14 protein-coding genes and 1 pseudogene are annotated in these 14,881 nt (G+C 71.8%); 12 read left to right on the top strand and 3 right to left on the bottom strand.

Translation table 11 applies throughout. The features are described from left to right. Window positions 1–3 precede the first annotated feature (3 nt). From ald to G569_RS0100560, 10 genes and pseudogenes are all read left to right on the top strand, one after another. Complete coding sequence (ald, locus tag G569_RS0100600) at window positions 4–1,119, top strand: alanine dehydrogenase (RefSeq protein ID WP_028061968.1); 1,116 nt, start codon at window positions 4–6, stop codon at window positions 1,117–1,119. A gap of 164 nt (window positions 1,120–1,283) precedes the next feature. Beyond that, a complete protein-coding gene (locus G569_RS0100595; RefSeq protein WP_028061967.1) occupies window positions 1,284–2,771 on the top strand; it encodes a phytoene desaturase family protein in 1,488 nt (495 codons plus the stop codon). Window positions 2,772–2,794: 23 nt separating this feature from the next. Next, complete coding sequence (locus tag G569_RS0100590; protein WP_053225643.1) at window positions 2,795–4,255, top strand: MFS transporter; 1,461 nt, start codon at window positions 2,795–2,797, stop codon at window positions 4,253–4,255. Window positions 4,256–4,257: 2 nt separating this feature from the next. Further along, window positions 4,258–4,677 carry a MerR family transcriptional regulator gene (locus G569_RS65115; RefSeq protein ID WP_028061965.1) on the top strand — a complete coding sequence of 140 codons (420 nt, stop codon included), beginning with the start codon at window positions 4,258–4,260 and terminating at the stop codon, window positions 4,675–4,677. A 59-nt stretch (window positions 4,678–4,736) separates the two neighbouring features. Then, window positions 4,737–5,012, top strand: a pseudogene (locus G569_RS66270) (ATP-binding cassette domain-containing protein); the annotation flags it as partial. 76 nt (window positions 5,013–5,088) lie between these two features. Continuing rightward, window positions 5,089–5,466, top strand: a complete 378-nt coding sequence (locus tag G569_RS64405; RefSeq protein ID WP_211232875.1) for an AAA family ATPase — start codon at window positions 5,089–5,091, stop codon at window positions 5,464–5,466. Next, window positions 5,426–6,265: an ABC transporter permease gene (locus G569_RS0100575; protein WP_028061964.1), complete on the top strand. Its 840-nt coding sequence runs from the start codon at window positions 5,426–5,428 to the stop codon at window positions 6,263–6,265. Before G569_RS64405 ends, G569_RS0100575 begins: the two co-directional genes overlap by 41 nt. A 23-nt stretch (window positions 6,266–6,288) precedes the next feature. Beyond that, window positions 6,289–6,684, top strand: a complete 396-nt coding sequence (gene rpsL / locus G569_RS0100570; protein WP_028059562.1) for a 30S ribosomal protein S12 — start codon at window positions 6,289–6,291, stop codon at window positions 6,682–6,684. A 3-nt stretch (window positions 6,685–6,687) separates the two neighbouring features. Beyond that, on the top strand, window positions 6,688–7,158 hold the full coding sequence (gene rpsG / locus G569_RS0100565; RefSeq protein ID WP_028061963.1) for a 30S ribosomal protein S7: 471 nt from the start codon (window positions 6,688–6,690) through the stop codon (window positions 7,156–7,158). A gap of 87 nt (window positions 7,159–7,245) precedes the next feature. Then, a complete protein-coding gene (locus tag G569_RS0100560; protein ID WP_028061962.1) occupies window positions 7,246–8,178 on the top strand; it encodes an NADP-dependent oxidoreductase in 933 nt (310 codons plus the stop codon). A gap of 15 nt (window positions 8,179–8,193) precedes the next feature. On the opposite strand, the gene G569_RS44450 is transcribed toward G569_RS0100560, so the two are convergent. Beyond that, window positions 8,194–8,919, bottom strand: a complete 726-nt coding sequence (locus G569_RS44450) for an isocitrate lyase/PEP mutase family protein (protein ID WP_037494134.1) — start codon at window positions 8,917–8,919, stop codon at window positions 8,194–8,196. Further along, on the bottom strand, window positions 8,916–9,620 hold the full coding sequence (locus G569_RS44445; RefSeq protein ID WP_084284141.1) for a hypothetical protein: 705 nt from the start codon (window positions 9,618–9,620) through the stop codon (window positions 8,916–8,918). Before G569_RS44445 ends, G569_RS44450 begins: the two co-directional genes overlap by 4 nt. A gap of 66 nt (window positions 9,621–9,686) precedes the next feature. Between G569_RS44445 and G569_RS44440 the strand changes: the two genes are divergently transcribed. Beyond that, a complete protein-coding gene (locus G569_RS44440) occupies window positions 9,687–10,355 on the top strand; it encodes an ArsR/SmtB family transcription factor (protein ID WP_053225641.1) in 669 nt (222 codons plus the stop codon). 97 nt (window positions 10,356–10,452) lie between these two features. Continuing rightward, window positions 10,453–13,446, top strand: a complete 2,994-nt coding sequence (locus G569_RS56930) for a 3-keto-alpha-glucoside-1,2-lyase-like domain-containing protein (RefSeq protein ID WP_053225640.1) — start codon at window positions 10,453–10,455, stop codon at window positions 13,444–13,446. Here the strand turns inward: G569_RS56930 and G569_RS0100535 are convergent. Then, entirely contained in the window at window positions 13,443–14,630 is a 1,188-nt protein-coding gene (locus G569_RS0100535) for a WD40 repeat domain-containing protein (RefSeq protein WP_028061961.1), read from the bottom strand. The genes G569_RS56930 and G569_RS0100535 overlap by 4 nt on opposite strands. Window positions 14,631–14,881 lie beyond the last annotated feature (251 nt).

Here is a 14,881-nt window from a genome sequence, read left to right as displayed (position 1 = left end):
TACATGAAGGTCGGCGTCCCCACCGAGATCAAGACGGACGAGTACCGCGTCGCCCTGACGCCGGCCGGAGTGCGAGAGCTGGTCGAGCACGGTCACGAGGTCGCGATCCAGGCCGGTGCCGGCCTCGGGTCGGCGATCGAGGACTCCGACTACACCTCGCAGGGCGCGCAGATCCTGCCGGACGCCCCGGCCGTCTTCGCCTGGGCGGACATGATCGTCAAGGTCAAGGAGCCGCAGGCGGTCGAGGTGGCGATGCTCGAGCCGCGCCACACGCTCTTCACCTATCTGCACCTGGCGCCGGACCCCGACCTCACCCGCGGGCTGGTCGAGTCGCGCGCGACGTGCGTCGCGTACGAGACGGTCGAGGACACCCGCGGCCGGCTTCCGCTCCTGGCCCCGATGAGCGAGGTGGCGGGCAAGATCGCCACGCAGGCGGGCGCGTTCATGCTCGAGAAGCCACTCGGCGGGCGCGGGATCCTGCTCGGCGGGGTACCGGGCGTCGCGGCGGCGAAGGTGATGATCATCGGCGGCGGCGTGGTCGGCATGAACGCGGCGTTCATCGCGCTCGGCATGGAGGCGACGGTCTACGTCTACGACCGCAACATCGATCGCCTGCGTGAGCTCGACATCGCCTTCAACGGCCGCGCCGACACGTGTTACGCGTCGACGCTGGACATCGAGCAGCGCCTGCCGGAGGCCGACCTCGTGATCGGCGCCGTGCTCGTGCACGGGGCCAAGGCGCCGTACGTGATCCGGCGCGAGCAACTCGGGCTGATGAAGCGCCAGGCGGTGCTCGTCGACGTCTCGATCGACCAGGGCGGGTGCTTCGAGACCTCGCGCCCGACGACCCACTCGGACCCGACCTACGAGGTCGACGGCATCCTGCACTACTGCGTGGCCAACATGCCGGGCGCGGTGCCGGTGACCTCGACGCGGGCGCTGACGAACGCGACGATGCCGTACGTCCTGCACGTGGCCGACAAGGGCGTGCTGCAGGCCTCGCGCGAGAACCCGGGCCTGGCCAAGGGCGTCAACGTCGTCGACGGCAAGGTGACCTACCAGCCCGTGGCCGAGGCGACGGGTCAGCCCTATACGGAGCTGTTCGAGGCGCTGGGCTAGTGGTCGCGACCGCAAATACGGCCGATCGCCGGCCAGATCCACGGTCGTCTCTGCCGGGTCCTGGCAGGCGCGTGCATACCGGTAGTACGTGGGCGCCTGCCGGGGCCCGGCAGAGGCGGGCGGGGCCCGCCGGAATCGGGCGTATTTCCGGGAGCGGCCGCTAGGTGTACGACGCGGTCGTCATCGGGGCCGGGCACAACGGGCTCGTCGCGGCCGCGCTGCTCGCGCGGGCGGGGAAGTCCGTGCTGGTGCTGGAGCGCTCCGATCACGTCGGCGGCGCGGCGGTGTCCGAGCGGCCGTGGGATGGCGTCGACGCGCGCCTGTCGCGGTACTCGTACCTGGTCTCGCTCTTCCCCCGCGAGCTCGCCACGGAGTTGGGTCTGCCGATCGAGCTTCGCCGTCGCTCGGTGTCCTCGTACTCGCCGCGACCGGACGGGACCGGGCTGCTCGTGCGGGCCGGCGAGCCGCCGAACCCCAACTGGGCGGCGTTCTCCTCGCTGACCGAGCGGATGGCGTCGGTCGTGTTCCCGTCGCTGACCCAGCCGCTGGTCTCGCGCGAGGAGCTCCGGGCGCGGGTGGGTGACGACGCGGCCTGGGAGGCGCTGGTCGAGCGGCCGCTGGGCGAGGTGCTGAGCCGCTACTTCGAGGACGACTTCGAGCGCGGGATCATCGCCACCGACGCGCTGATCGGCACGTTCGCCGGGATCGACGACGAGTCGCTGCGCCAGAACCGCTGCTTCCTCTACCACGTGATCGGCAACGGGACCGGTGACTGGGACGTGCCGGTCGGCGGCATGGGCGCGCTGACCGAGTCGCTGGCGGGGATCGCGTACGCGGCCGGGGCGGAGATCCGCCTCGGGGTCGAGGTGACGTCGATCGAGACCGACGGCGTCGGCGCGGAGGTGGTGTTCGACGGCGGGACGGTCGCGGCGCGCCACGTGCTCTCCAACGCCGCGCCCGCCGTGCTCGCGCGGCTGCTCGGCGAGCCCGAGCCCGACCCGCCGCCCGAGGGCGCGCAGCTGAAGATGAACCTGCTGCTCAAGCGGCTCCCGCGGCTGCGCGACCCGTCGATCGACCCGTTCGAGGCGTTCGCGGGGACCTTCCACGTCAACGAGTCGGCGACCCAGCTCGCGCTCGCCTACGGGCAGGCCCAGCGGGGCCAGATCCCCGAGCTGGCGCCATGCGAGATCTACTGCCATTCGCTGACCGACCCGACGATCCTCGGGCCGGACCTGCGCGAGGCGGGCGCTCAGACGCTGACCTGCTTCGGACTGCACATGCCCGCGCGGCTGTTCGCCCGCGAGCCGCAGGCGGCCAAGGCCGAGGCGATCGCGTCGACCCTGGCGTCGCTGAACAGCGTGCTGGGCGAGCCGATCGAGGACTGCCTGTGGATCGCGCCGTCGGGCGAGCCGTGCATCGAGGCGCGCACGCCGGTCGAGCTCGAGGCCGAGCTCGCGCTGCCGGGCGGGAACATCTTCCACCGCGACCTGCTGTGGCCCTTCGCCGAGGAGGACGGCGAGGTCGGCACGTGGGGGGTCGAGACCGCGTACGACAACGTGCTCGTGTGCGGCGCGGGCGCGCGGCGCGGGGGCGGCGTCAGCGGGATCCCGGGTCACAACGCGGCGATGAAGGTGCTCTCATCTAGAACCTGACGTTCACGTTAGGATCTAGTTCCATGGCGATCGAAACAGCAGCGGCTCGGCGGCGCCGGATCGGCGTCCATGCCGAGCACGAGCACTACAAGTGGTGGGCGCTGTCGTGCACGAGCCTCGGGATGCTGCTGGCGACGATCAACTCGGGCACGCTGATCATCGCGCTGCCCGACCTGGAGCGGGCGCTGGGGACGAGCATCCTCTCGCTCGTCTGGGTGATCCTCGCCTACATGATCTCCTCGACCGTGCTCGTGCTCTTCGCGGGCCGGCTGTCGGACCTGTTCGGGCGCAAGATGGCGTACGTGCTGGGGTTCGTGCTCTTCGCGCTGGCTTCCCTCGGCGCGGGCTTCGCGGGCGGCGGCACCGAGCTGATCGTCTGGCGGGTGCTGCAGGGGATCGGCGGCGCGTTCCTGTTCGCGAACTCGGCCGCGCTGGTGACCGACGCGTTCCCGAAGGAGCAGCTCGGGCTGGCGATGGGGACGAACACGATGGTCGCGGCGATCGGGCTCGTGATCGGGCCGGTGCTCGGCGGCGCGCTCGTGGCGATCTCGTGGCACTGGGTCTTCTGGTTCAACGTCCCGTTCGCCCTGCTGGGCTCGCTGTGGGCGTGGCTGATCCTGCGCGAGCTGGCCAAGCCGGACCGGATTCGCGGCTACGACGTGCCGGGCGTGCTGGTGTTCGTGCTCGGCCTCACCGGGCTCGTCTTCGGGCTCTCGCGCGGCGGCCTCAACGGCTGGACGGACCCGTGGACGATCGGCGGGATCGTCGCCGGCGTCGTGCTGTTGCCGGTGTTCGTGTTGATCGAACGTCACTCCCGGGCGCCGATGCTCGACCTGACGATCTTCGAGAACCGCCTGTTCGCCGCCGCCACCGGCGCGGCGTTCATCAACGGGCTGTCGCGCTTCGCGCTGCTGTTCGTGTTCGTCTTCTACTTCCAGGGCGTCAAGGGGCAGGACCCGATCACGGCCGGCATCGAGCTGGCGCCGATGGCGATCGGGATGCTGATCGCGTCGCCGATCGCGGGCGTGTACGCCGACCGCCGCGGCTCGCGGATGCTCTCGGCGGCGGGGATGGTCGTATCCGCGCTCGCGCTGGTCGGTATGACGACGCTCGGCGTGCACACGCCGTACGCGTGGTCGGCGGTCTGGCTGTTCGTCGTCGGCGTCGGCTCGGGCATGTTCAACTCGCCCAACACCGCCGCGATGATGGGCACGGTGCCGACCTACCGGCGCGGGATCGCGGCCGGCGCGCGCACGATGCTGCAGAACACCGGCGCCGTGATCTCGATCGCGTTCGTGCTCGCGATCGTGACCTCCTCGGTGGACAAGAACACGCTGTTCGCGATCTTCTCGGGCGTCACGACAGGCCTCTCCGATGCCACCCTTGAGCCGTTCGTGTCCAACATGCACACGGCGCTGTGGGTGCTGGCGGCGACCTCGCTGTTCGGCGGCGTGATCTGCCTGCTGCGGCCGAAAGGGGACTGACGGTGCGGATCGGCGAGTTGGCGCGGGAAGCGGGCGTGACGCCCCGGACCGTGCGCTACTACGAGGAGATCGGGCTGCTGCCGGAGTCGGCTTCGCGGCCGGCGGGGTCGCATCGCGAGTACGGCGAGGAGGACCTCGCGCGGCTGCTCGAGCTCGTGCGGCTCAAACACACGCTCGGGCTCTCGCTGGACGAGCTGAAGGCCGTCATGCACGGCGAGGACGAGCGGGCGCAGCGGCGGCGGGCGTGGAACGAGACGAGCGACCCGGTCGAACAGCGGCGGTTGCTGGACGAGGCGCTCGCGCACGTCGACTCGCTCCTGGCGCTGGTGGGGCGGCGCAAGGAGGAGCTCGAGACGTTCGAGGCCGAGCTCAACGAGCGCAGGCAGCGTGTCGCGCATCTGCTGACGGAGCACGTGCTTTGAGTGCGGTCGCCGCCTCGGGCCTCGTCGTCCGGTTCGGCGAGCTGACGGCGGTCGACGAGGTGTCGCTGGAGGTCGAGCAGGGCGAGGTGTTCGGCCTGCTGGGCCCGAACGGCGCGGGCAAGACGACGACGCTGCGGGTGTTGACGACGCTGCTGTCGCCGGCCGCGGGCGTGGCGTCGGTGGCCGGGTGGGACGTCGAGGCGGAGTCCTTGGCGGTCCGCGCGTCGATCGGGTACGTGCCGCAGGCGCTGTCGGCCGACGGCGGGCTGACGGCGGCGGAGAACCTCGACTTCTATGCGCGGGTGACCGGCGTGCCACGGCGGGAGCGTTCTGCTCGGATCGCCGCGGCGGTCGACGCCATGGAGCTCGAGCCGATGCTCGACCGGCTCGCCCGCACCTTCCTCCGGCGGCATGCTGCGGCGGCTGGAGATCGCGACCGCGCTGTTGAACCGTCCGTCGGTGCTGTTCCTGGACGAGCCGACGGTGGGGCTCGATCCGACCGCCCGCGCGCTGGTCTGGGACCGGCTGCACGCGCTGCGCGCCGAGGCGGGGACGACGATCGTCGTCACCACGCACCTGATGGAGGAGGCCGAGCGCCACTGCGACCGGCTGGCGATCATGGACGGCGGCCGGATCGTCGAGCTGGGGTCTCCGGCTTCGCTGTTGGCGCGGCACGGTGAGCGGTCCTTGGAGGCCGTCTTCCGCGCCGTCACCGGCCACGTGATCTCCGAAGAGGGGAGGTTCAGCGATGTCCGCGCCCAACGCCGCGTCGCCCGTCGCCTCGGCTGACGTCGTCCGCCCGCGGCCGGCCGCGCTGGCCGGCGGGCCGCTCCGGCGGATCGCCGAGGGGACGTTCGCGATGTCGCTGACGGAGTGGCGCAAGCTGCGCCACAACCAGCTCGACCTGCTGACGCGCTCCGTGCAGCCGCTGCTGTGGCTGTTCGTGTTCGGGACGGCGATGAGCCGGCTGCGCTCGATCCCCACCGGGGGTGTCGAGTACCGCGCCTACCTGGCGCCGGGGATCATGGCCCAGGCGGCGATGTTCATCGCGATCTTCTTCGGCATCGCGGTGATCTGGGAGCGCGATGTCGGCCAGCTGCAGCGGCTGCTGGCGACGCCGCTGCCGCGCTCGGCGATCGTGCTGGGGAAGGCCGCGGGCGCGGCGACGCGGGCGTTGGTGCAGGCCGTGTTGCTGCTCGTGGTGGTCGCCGTGGCGGGGATCGGCTTGCAGTGGAGCGTGCTGGGTGTGGTGGGCGCGCTGGTGCTGCTGGCGATCGGGACGGGGGCGTTCGCGTGCCTGTCGATGACCATCGCGTCCCTGGTGCGCGAGCGCGAGCGGTTCATGGGCATCGGCCAGCTCGTGATGATGCCGCTGTTCTTCGCGTCCTCCGCGCTGTATCCGCTGGCGATCATGCCGGGCTGGCTGAAGGACGTCGCGCACGTGAATCCGCTGACCTACGAGGTCGAGGGGCTGCGCGGATTCCTGCTCGGCGGCGGGCACCCGATGCTCGATCTGTTGGTGTGTCTCGGGTGGCTGGGCGTGTTGGCGGTTGTTGCCACTGCCGCGTATCCCCGGGCACTGCTGTAAGCGCTGCTACCATCCGGCGCCGTATGCCGACGACGTCCCAGCTGGTCCGCAAGGGCCGCAACCCGAAGACGAAGAAGCTCGCCACCCCCGGCTTGAAGTCCGGCAAGGGCCGCAAGAAGAAGGTGGCCGCGCCTCAGCGTCGCGGGGTCTGCACGCGCGTCTACACCACCACGCCCAAGAAGCCGAACTCGGCTCTGCGCAAGGTGGCCCGCGTGCGCCTGACCAACTCGATGGAAGTCACGGTGTACATCCCCGGCGAAGGCCACAACCTGCAGGAGCACTCCGTCGTGCTCGTGCGCGGTGGCCGCGTCAAGGACCTTCCGGGCGTGCGCTACAAGGTCGTCCGCGGCACTCTCGATGCCGCCGGCGTCTCCGATCGCAAGAAGGCCCGTTCCCAATACGGAGTCAAGGCCAAGTAAGAGATGCCGCGTCGCGCAGCCGCAGGGCGCCGGACCATTGATCCGGACCCCGTCCACCGTTCCAAGCTGGTTCAGCAGGTCATCAACAAGGTGATGCTGGACGGCAAGAAGTCCACCGCCGAGCGCATCGTGTACGACGCGCTGGCGATCCTGGCCGAGCGCACGGGCAAGGAGCCCGTCGAGGCCCTCGAGATCTCGATCAAGTCGCTGACCCCGGTCCTCGAGGTTCGCTCCCGCCGCGTCGGTGGCGCCACCTACCAGGTCCCGGTCGAGGTCCCCGCGCCCCGCGCCCGCACCCTGGCCGTCCGCTGGCTGGTCGAGTTCTCCCGCAACCGCCGCGAGAAGTCGATGGCCCAGCGCCTCGCCAACGAGCTGATGGACGCGCAGTCCCAGCAGGGCGGCGCCTACAAGCGCAAGGACGACATCTTCCGCATGGCGCAGGCCAACAAGGCCTTCGCGCATTACCGCTGGTAACCGCGCCCGCCACGAGTTAGTTGAAGCGCCGGCCTAGTCCGGCGCTTCGTCGTTTCGGGGGGCCGTCTCGTGGATACTGCCGGGCTAATGAAGGCGATCGCCGTCAAACGTTGGGGTGGGCGCGAGGCGCTCGAGCTGCTCGACGTCGAGCCGCCCCCGGTCGCGCCGGACGGCGTGCTCGTGCGGGTGCGCGCGGCGTCGCTGAACCCGGTCGACTACAAGGTGCGCGAGGGCAAGCTCGCCGGGCTCTTCCCGTTCCACTTCCCGGTCATCCTCGGCTGGGACGCGGCGGGCGTGGTCGAGAAGGTCGGGCCCGCGGTCACGTGGTTCGCGCCGGGCGACCCGGTCTACGGCTACTGCCGTCGCCAGGACCTCCAGTACGGGACCTACGCCGAGTTCACGTCCGTGCCGGAGGGCTTTCTCGCCCACATGCCGCCTGAGCTGACCTTCGAGGAGGCGGCCGCGCTCCCGCTCGCGGGGCTGACCGCGCACCAGTCGCTCGAGCGCCTCGGGCTGCGCGGCGGCGAGTGGCTGTTCGTGACCGGCGGGGCGGGCGGCGTCGGCCACCTCGCGATCCAGCTCGCCCTCGCCCGCGGCGCCCGCGTGATCGCGACGGGGTCCGAGGCGAGCTTCGACTTCATCCAGTCCCTCGGCGCCGAGCCCGTGGACTACGACGGCGACGTGGCCGCGAAGGTGCGCGAGCTGACCGACGGCGGGGGCGCCGACGCCGCCTTCGACCTCTTCGGCGGCGACGGCCTCGAGCAGGCGTTCGGGGCGCTGCGCCACGGCGGCCGGCTCGTCTCGATCGCCGCCCCGCCGTCCAAGCGCGAGCACATCGAGACCGGCTACATCTTCGTCCGCCCGTCGGGCTACGACCTCGGCGAGGTGATCACACCGCTCGTCGCCGAGGGCGGACTGCGTCCCCACATCGCCGAGACGTTCGCCTTGGAGGACGCCGCCCGCGCCCAAGAGCTGCTCGAAGGCGGCCACGTGCACGGCAAGCTCGTCCTCAAAATCTAAAGGGGCCTGACCCCTTTAGGTAGCGAGGGCGTTGACGGCCGCGTAGGGCGGGGCTTCGAAGTCGCTGCGGCCGTCCTGGATCTCGGCGGCGACGCGCAGGGCCTGACCGAGCGCCGCGCGGTAGAGCAGCGAGCCGGTCGAGATCCGGGCGACGCCGAGCTCGGCCAGCCGCGGGACCGTGAGCCCGGGGAGGAAGAGGACGTTGAGCGGGACGGGGAGGGCCTCGACCAGCGCGGCGATCTCGCGCTCGTCGCGCACGCCCGGCACGAAGATCCCGTCGGCGCCGGCGTGCACGTAGTGCTCCGCGCGCTCCAGGGTCTCTTTGACGCCGCCGTCGCCGAGCCAGTAGGTGTCGATGCGGGCGTTGATGAACGTGCCGTGGCCCGTGACGCCGACGAGCACCTGGGCGAAGTGCTGCGGGTCGGTCAGCTGGTCCTCGAGGTTGACGCCCGCGACAGGGCCGAGCCGGTCGACGTAGGCCGCGACCTCCGCCGGGTCGTGGCTGAACCCGTTCTCGATGTCCATCGAGATGTGGACCGGGAGGTGGGTGAGGCGGCGGGCGAGGTCGATCGTCGCCTCCGCGGTCTCCGCGGCGCCATCGGACAGGCCGAGCGCGGCGGCGACGCCGAGGCTCGTCGTGCCGACCGCCTCGAAACCCCCCTCGGCCAACGCGGCCGCCGACGCGTGATCCCACGCGTTGGGCAGCACGAACCCGGGCTTGTGCAACTCGGCGAAGCTCATCTGAGACCCTCCACCAGCGCGCGGGCGTGTGCCTCACCCGGGCATCGGCGCGGGCCCGCCCCGAACGGGCACGTCGCGAGGCTGACGGTCACGATCTCGCCCTCGGGGCCGACACGGCGGGTGACGGGCACCGGCACATCTTCCCCCCGGACGAGCCCGGCCGTCGCCTCGCACGCCTGGACGAGGATCGCGACCCGCCCGGCGACGACCTCCTCGTCGCCACCTGGTAGGAGCTCGAGCAGCCGCGCGAGCGCGTCGTCGGCGTCAGGGTGCGAGGTGTGCGGCTGGTAGGCCGCGGCGACGACGCGGGTGGCCGCGACGGCGGCGGCGAGGTCCCGCGCGCCGAGCCGCCGCGCCAGCACGGCGACCGGCAGATACGCGTCGTCGGGCCGCGCTGCGTCGCCCGGCCGCGCTGCCTCGCCCGGCCGCGCCGCGTCGCCCGGCCGCGCCGCGTCGCCCGGCCGCGCCGCGTCGCCCGGCCGCGCCGCGTCGCCCGGCCGCGCCGCGGCCGCGCGGGCGAGCTCCGCGGCTTCTTCGCGCAGCGCCGCGGGCTCCATCTCGGCGAGCATCCCCTCCACCAGCGCGCGGCGGCGGGCGTGGGTCTCGCCGTTGGCGAAGCGCGAGACCGTGGCGCGCAGCCACGGCATCGTGCCGTACGGGCCGGTGGGGCCGGGGTCGGGGACCGGGGCGGCGAGCAGCATGCGCTTGACCATAAGCGCGCGACGTTTCGGTGCTCGCCGAAGCGTCGAGGGCCTAGTGTGCAGCCCATGTCCGAGATCGCCGACGTCGCCGCCGCACTGGCCGACCGGACCCGCGCGCGGATGCTCGAGGAGTTGCTCGGCGGCCCGCCGCTGTCGGCGGGCGCGCTGGCGGTGCGGGTCGGGGTCGCGCCGTCGACCGTCTCCGGCCACCTGCAGAAGCTGCAATCCGCGGGCCTGATCACGATCGCCAACGTCGGGCGGCGCAGAGAAGCGCAGCTCGCCGGCCCGCACGTCGCCGAGGCGCTCGAGGCGCTGGCCAACATCTCGACCGGCGACGAACGGCCGATCGGCCTCACCGCCCACAACAAGAAGCAGGCGCTGCGCGAGGCGCGCTCGTGTTACGACCACCTCGCGGGGCGCGCCGGGGTCGCGCTCGCCGACCAGTTGCTCGAGCACGAGGCGCTCGCCCTCTGCGACGGCGCCTTCGTCCTCACCGACCCGCGCTACTTCGAGCGGCGCTTCGGCGTCGACCCCACCGCGCTGCACACCCGCCGCCCGCTCGTGCGCGCCTGCACCGACTGGACCGAGCGCCGCCCGCACGTCGCCGGCGCGCTCGGCAAGGCGCTGCTCGACGCGCTGATCGCGGACGGCGCGCTGCGGCGCCGCCCCGACGGCCGCGCGCTGAACATCGTCAAGGACTTCCTGTCCGACGACCGTCGGAGCGCAGCAGCCTAGAAATCCGCCATCTGCGGAAGGTCTCATCCCCCTCCCACACGTAGCGTTGCTCCCGTCACGACGACGAGGGGAGTCGGGGATGCACCGTTGGATCGCAGTGCTCGTAGCCATCGCGGCGGTGGTGGTCGCCACACCGCCGGCCACGGCGGCACCACCCGACCCGCCGCAGCAATGCCGCGTGGACCGGCCGGACGGCCTCTGGCCCGGCGACTACGTCGATCTCGGCAGCGGCGAGTGGGACACGAACCTCCACCACGGCCTGAACTCGGACTTCACCAAGCAGGTCCGCCCGATCGGCCACGTGAAGGCGCTGATGATCTTCGTCGACTTCTCCGACGCGCCCGCCTCGGCCGCCAACCCGAACCAGGGCGGCCGCGACTGGCGCGACCCGAACTCCTACTGGGAGTTCCTCAAGCAGTCGGTCGACTTCTTCAACGCGAGCTCCAACGGCCGCTTCCAGCTCGACGTGACGCTCAAGTCCGACAAGTGGTTCCGGATGCCCAAGCCGACGACCGGCTACGGCATGACGCGCCAGACCTTCAGCATCGCCAACCAGAAGGCGTACGCGCACGACGCGGTCCTCGCGGCGGACCCGGAGACCGACTACCGGGGCTACCAGCTCGTCTACATCATGCCGCCGCGCAACGCGACCGGCATCGCGTTCTCGCCGGAGCTGAACCTCTACTCGGAGCAGATCGCGGTCGACGGCACGATCGTCAAGAACGGGGCGACCTTCGGCCAGGACATGTTCAGCTGGGGGCCGAAGATCATCAACCACGAGACCGGCCACGCGATCTCGCTGCCCGAGTCCTACAACGGCTCCGGCACGGGCGCGACGCACGCGTGGGTCGGCGGCTGGGACCTGATGGGCAACATCGCCGGACACGCGCCTGAGTACATGGCGTGGAACAAGTGGAAGCTCGGCTGGCTCGACGACGCCGACTTCGGCTGCCTGGCGACGGATGGCAGCGCCGAGTACACCCTGAGCCCGGTCTCGACCCCGCCGGACGGGGTGACGAAGAAGGGCGTGGTGATCAGGACGGGCCCGACGACCGCGATCGCGGCCGAGTTGCGCGCACCCCTCGGCAACGACGCGACGGAGACCGTGACCACCGGCAGCCACCGCATGTGCGACTGGGGCGTGCTGCTCTACAAGATCGACGTCACGGTCCTGAACTCCTACGGCACGATCAAGACCTTCGACGCGCAGCCGGGCTCGACCGGGGCGGGCTGCACCGCAGAACTCGACATCGCCACGCTCGGCGAGGGCCAGGGCGACGGTCCGCCGGTCTTCGAGGACCCCGAGACCGGGACCCGCTTCGAGGTGCTCGACCTCACCGACGGCGTCAGCGCGCGGCTGAAGGTCACCCGCGCCCTCACCCGCATCACCGCGGACGCGACCGGCAACGACGCGACGTTCACCGCCGCCCAGTTCAAGGCCCCGGCAGCCGCCACATACGAGTGGACGTTCGGTGACGGCGCCACCGGCACCGGCGCGACCGCCACGCACACCTACGCCGCGGCCGGCCGCTACACGGTCGGCCTCACGGTCAAGGACGGCACGACGGTGATCGGCACCGCCACCTCCAACGTCTCCACCTCCGGCGGTGCCGTCACCGTCACCGGTCCGGCGACCACGCCCGCCGCCGGTGAGAACGCGACGTTCACGGCGACCACGACCCCGGCGCGTGACCTCACGTTCGAGGTCTACCGCAAGACCGGCGCGACGTCGTACACGCGCGTGCTGCAAAGGGTGACGGGCGGCAGCCTCACCTACTCGTCGCCGATCGCGGCCTCCGACGTCGTCGTCGCCTGCGCGGAGAGGACCTGCGGCGCCCCCGGAAGCCTCAAGCCCGGCGCGGGCTCGGCAAGCGTCGACTGGGCCTACAAGCCCGGCGCGGACGGCTTCGCCGAGCTGTGGGACGGCGAGTCGCTCGCGGGCTGGAGCGCCGTCGGCGCGGGCGCGGTCACCCGCAACTTCATGGCCAGCCTCGCGACCTCGGGCGGCGCGACGAGCGCCAACCCGGGCGCGATCCACTACTCGCCCCGCCAGTTCAAGGACTTCGAGCTCTCCGTGGACTACCGGACCGCCGCCACCAGCAACAACGGCGGCGTCTTCGTGCGGTCACCATCGCCGGCCGTCGTCGCCGACCTCGACAAGGGCTACCAGGTCGCGATCCTCGACAACGGCGGCGCGACCACCCGCACGGGTGCGATCACGCAGGAGCGCGGCCCGGCGACGACGTTCGCGTCGCCGACCGCGCCGGCGACGCTCTACAAGCCGACCCGCGAGTGGAACACGCTCACGATCCGCGCCGTGCGCAGCCACATCCAGGTGTGGATCAACGGCGTGCTCACGAGCACCTACGACGCCGCGACCCGCAACGGCCGGGTCGGCTCCATCGGCCTCGAGAACGCGGGCAACAACCTCATGTACCGCAGCGTGCGGATCAAGGAGCTCGCGCCCGACACGGTCGCGCCGACGATCACCGTCGACGTCGCAACCACGCTCCCGCTCGGCGCCCCGATCCCGCTGAGCTTCAGCTGCGCCGACGAGTCCGAGCTGGAGTCCTGCGTCGCGACGCTCGACGGCAAGGCGGTGAGCAACGGCGAGGTCCTCAACGCCACGCCCGGGCCGCACACGCTGGCGATCACCGCGACCGATGCCGAGGGTCACGTCACCACCCGCACGATCGCCTACACGGTGGCCGCGCAGGCGACGTCGGGCGCCGCCGGCACGGTTCCGGCGACGCTCGCCCTGACGCTCGGCGCACCGGCGAGCTTCGGCCCGTTCACCCCGGGCGTCCCGAAGACGTACACGGCGCAGACCACGGCGACGATCGTCTCGACCGCCGGCGACGCGACGCTCAACGTCTCCGACCCGGACACGGTCGCGCCGATGCGGCTCAAGAACGGCACGTTCACGCTCGCCCAGCCGCTCATGACCAACCTGCCCAAGACCTGGTCAGGCCCGGTCTCCAACGAGGTCACGACGATCACGTTCAGCCAGGCGATCGGCGGCAACGAGCCGCTGCGCACCGGGTCCTACTCGAAGACCCTCACGTTCACGCTGTCGACGACGAACCCCTAAGCAGGCAAGACGGTGCGCGTGCGGCCATCCGGGTCGATCACGCGCACCGTCGCGCCGCGGGGGAGGCGGATCGTCTTCGTCCGCCCGACCCGCACGCGCGCCGTCCGCCCGGCCGCGCGCACCCGGCATGAGGAGGTGGGCGCGCTGAGACAGGTGACCTCGACGCGCGCACCTTCCATCCGCGCCACGCTCGCCTCCGTCCGCACGCAGGGACCCGACGGCACCACGCCGACCGCTGCCGTGGGGACCGCCGCCAGCAGCGTGCACCCGCCCGTCGTCCACGCGAGGTGCGTGCCGTCGAAGCTCAGCCGCTCGGCGTCCGCGCTCACCGGGCCGCGGAACAGCCGCGCGCCCGACGCACCGTCCAGCACGGTCACCCGCACGCCCGCGTCGAGGCGGTTCGAACCCACATAGGCGACCCGCCCACCCGCGGTGGCCACCGTCTCCATCCGCACTTCCCGCGCGAGCGCGCGCACGCGCGAGGCGCCGGCGGGCGCGTAGAGCAGCACGTCCGAGCCGTCGCCGACGGCGGTGGTCGCCGCGACGTCGCCGTCCGGCGAGACCGCGAGGCTCGTGACCTGCGCGTCGTAGCCCTCCAGCGAGATCTGGTGCAGCTCGGTGCCCGAGCGCAGGTCGAAGACGATCAGCGCGCCGTCGGTCGAGGCGACGCCGACGTCGCCCGCCGCCGCGACGAACCCCGCGTTGGACTCCGGCGGGACGACGACCTCGGTCCGTTCTCCCGACAGGCCGCGTACGAGCGGCACGGCCTCCTGGGTGAAGACCCCGCCGCTCGTCACCGATAGCGGCGGCCAGAGCGGATCGAACGGCTCCTCGCCGACATCGTCCGCCAGCAAGCGGAACGCACCATCCGCACCTGCGACGTAGAGGCGTCCCGGCGCGCTCGGCGAACCGCCGTCGCGCAGCTGCACCGCCAACAGCCCTGGCGAGGCCGCGAGCCACATGACGTCGCGGCGCGGCACGGTCAGCGAGCCGAACGGCGTCGCGGCGCCTCCGGAAACCGGCGCGCTGAGGAACTGCACGGATTCTCCCGAGCGCTCGCCCCACAGCACGCGGTCGCCCTCGAGGACCGGCGCGGGGCCATCGGAAACGGCCCTCAGCTGGGCGAAAGCGGGCGTCGACGAGGCCAACAGGAGCGCCCCGACGACGCACGCGAAACGAATCATCGGACCCGGTTCTAGCGGACACCGCGCCGACAGCGACCATCGCGTCTAACCCCTGCTATATTCGCTTGCCGTTGCGCAGCGTGCAGACGCACGTCGCCGCAGCACCCGGTCCTTCACATGGAGTCACGCGAGACATAGCCCACCCGCGAACAGGGCCTCGCACTATGTGAAACGACACGGGCCCGAGAGGGCCCGTTTCTTTGCCCGTAGTCGGGGCAGCCTACGCAGGAAGACCGCACACAGAGAAGAGA

The sequence above is a fragment of the Solirubrobacter soli DSM 22325 genome, assembly GCF_000423665.1.
GTDB classification, from domain to species: domain Bacteria; phylum Actinomycetota; class Thermoleophilia; order Solirubrobacterales; family Solirubrobacteraceae; genus Solirubrobacter; species Solirubrobacter soli.
Note: the sequence above shows the minus strand (reverse complement) of the source record. Positions and strands in the feature narration are given on the sequence as shown.

Coding starts and splice junctions, on each gene's coding strand:
- ald (WP_028061968.1), top strand. CDS start 4: ATGAAGGTCGGCGTCCCCACCGAGATCAAGACGGACGAGTACCGCGTC.
- G569_RS0100590 (WP_053225643.1), top strand. CDS start 2,795: ATGGCGATCGAAACAGCAGCGGCTCGGCGGCGCCGGATCGGCGTCCAT.
- G569_RS64405 (WP_211232875.1), top strand. CDS start 5,089: ATGCTGCGGCGGCTGGAGATCGCGACCGCGCTGTTGAACCGTCCGTCG.
- G569_RS0100575 (WP_028061964.1), top strand. CDS start 5,426: ATGTCCGCGCCCAACGCCGCGTCGCCCGTCGCCTCGGCTGACGTCGTC.
- rpsL (WP_028059562.1), top strand. CDS start 6,289: ATGCCGACGACGTCCCAGCTGGTCCGCAAGGGCCGCAACCCGAAGACG.
- rpsG (WP_028061963.1), top strand. CDS start 6,688: ATGCCGCGTCGCGCAGCCGCAGGGCGCCGGACCATTGATCCGGACCCC.
- G569_RS0100560 (WP_028061962.1), top strand. CDS start 7,246: ATGAAGGCGATCGCCGTCAAACGTTGGGGTGGGCGCGAGGCGCTCGAG.
- G569_RS44450 (WP_037494134.1), bottom strand. CDS start 8,919: ATGAGCTTCGCCGAGTTGCACAAGCCCGGGTTCGTGCTGCCCAACGCG.
- G569_RS44445 (WP_084284141.1), bottom strand. CDS start 9,620: ATGCTGCTCGCCGCCCCGGTCCCCGACCCCGGCCCCACCGGCCCGTAC.
- G569_RS44440 (WP_053225641.1), top strand. CDS start 9,687: ATGTCCGAGATCGCCGACGTCGCCGCCGCACTGGCCGACCGGACCCGC.
- G569_RS0100535 (WP_028061961.1), bottom strand. CDS start 14,630: ATGATTCGTTTCGCGTGCGTCGTCGGGGCGCTCCTGTTGGCCTCGTCG.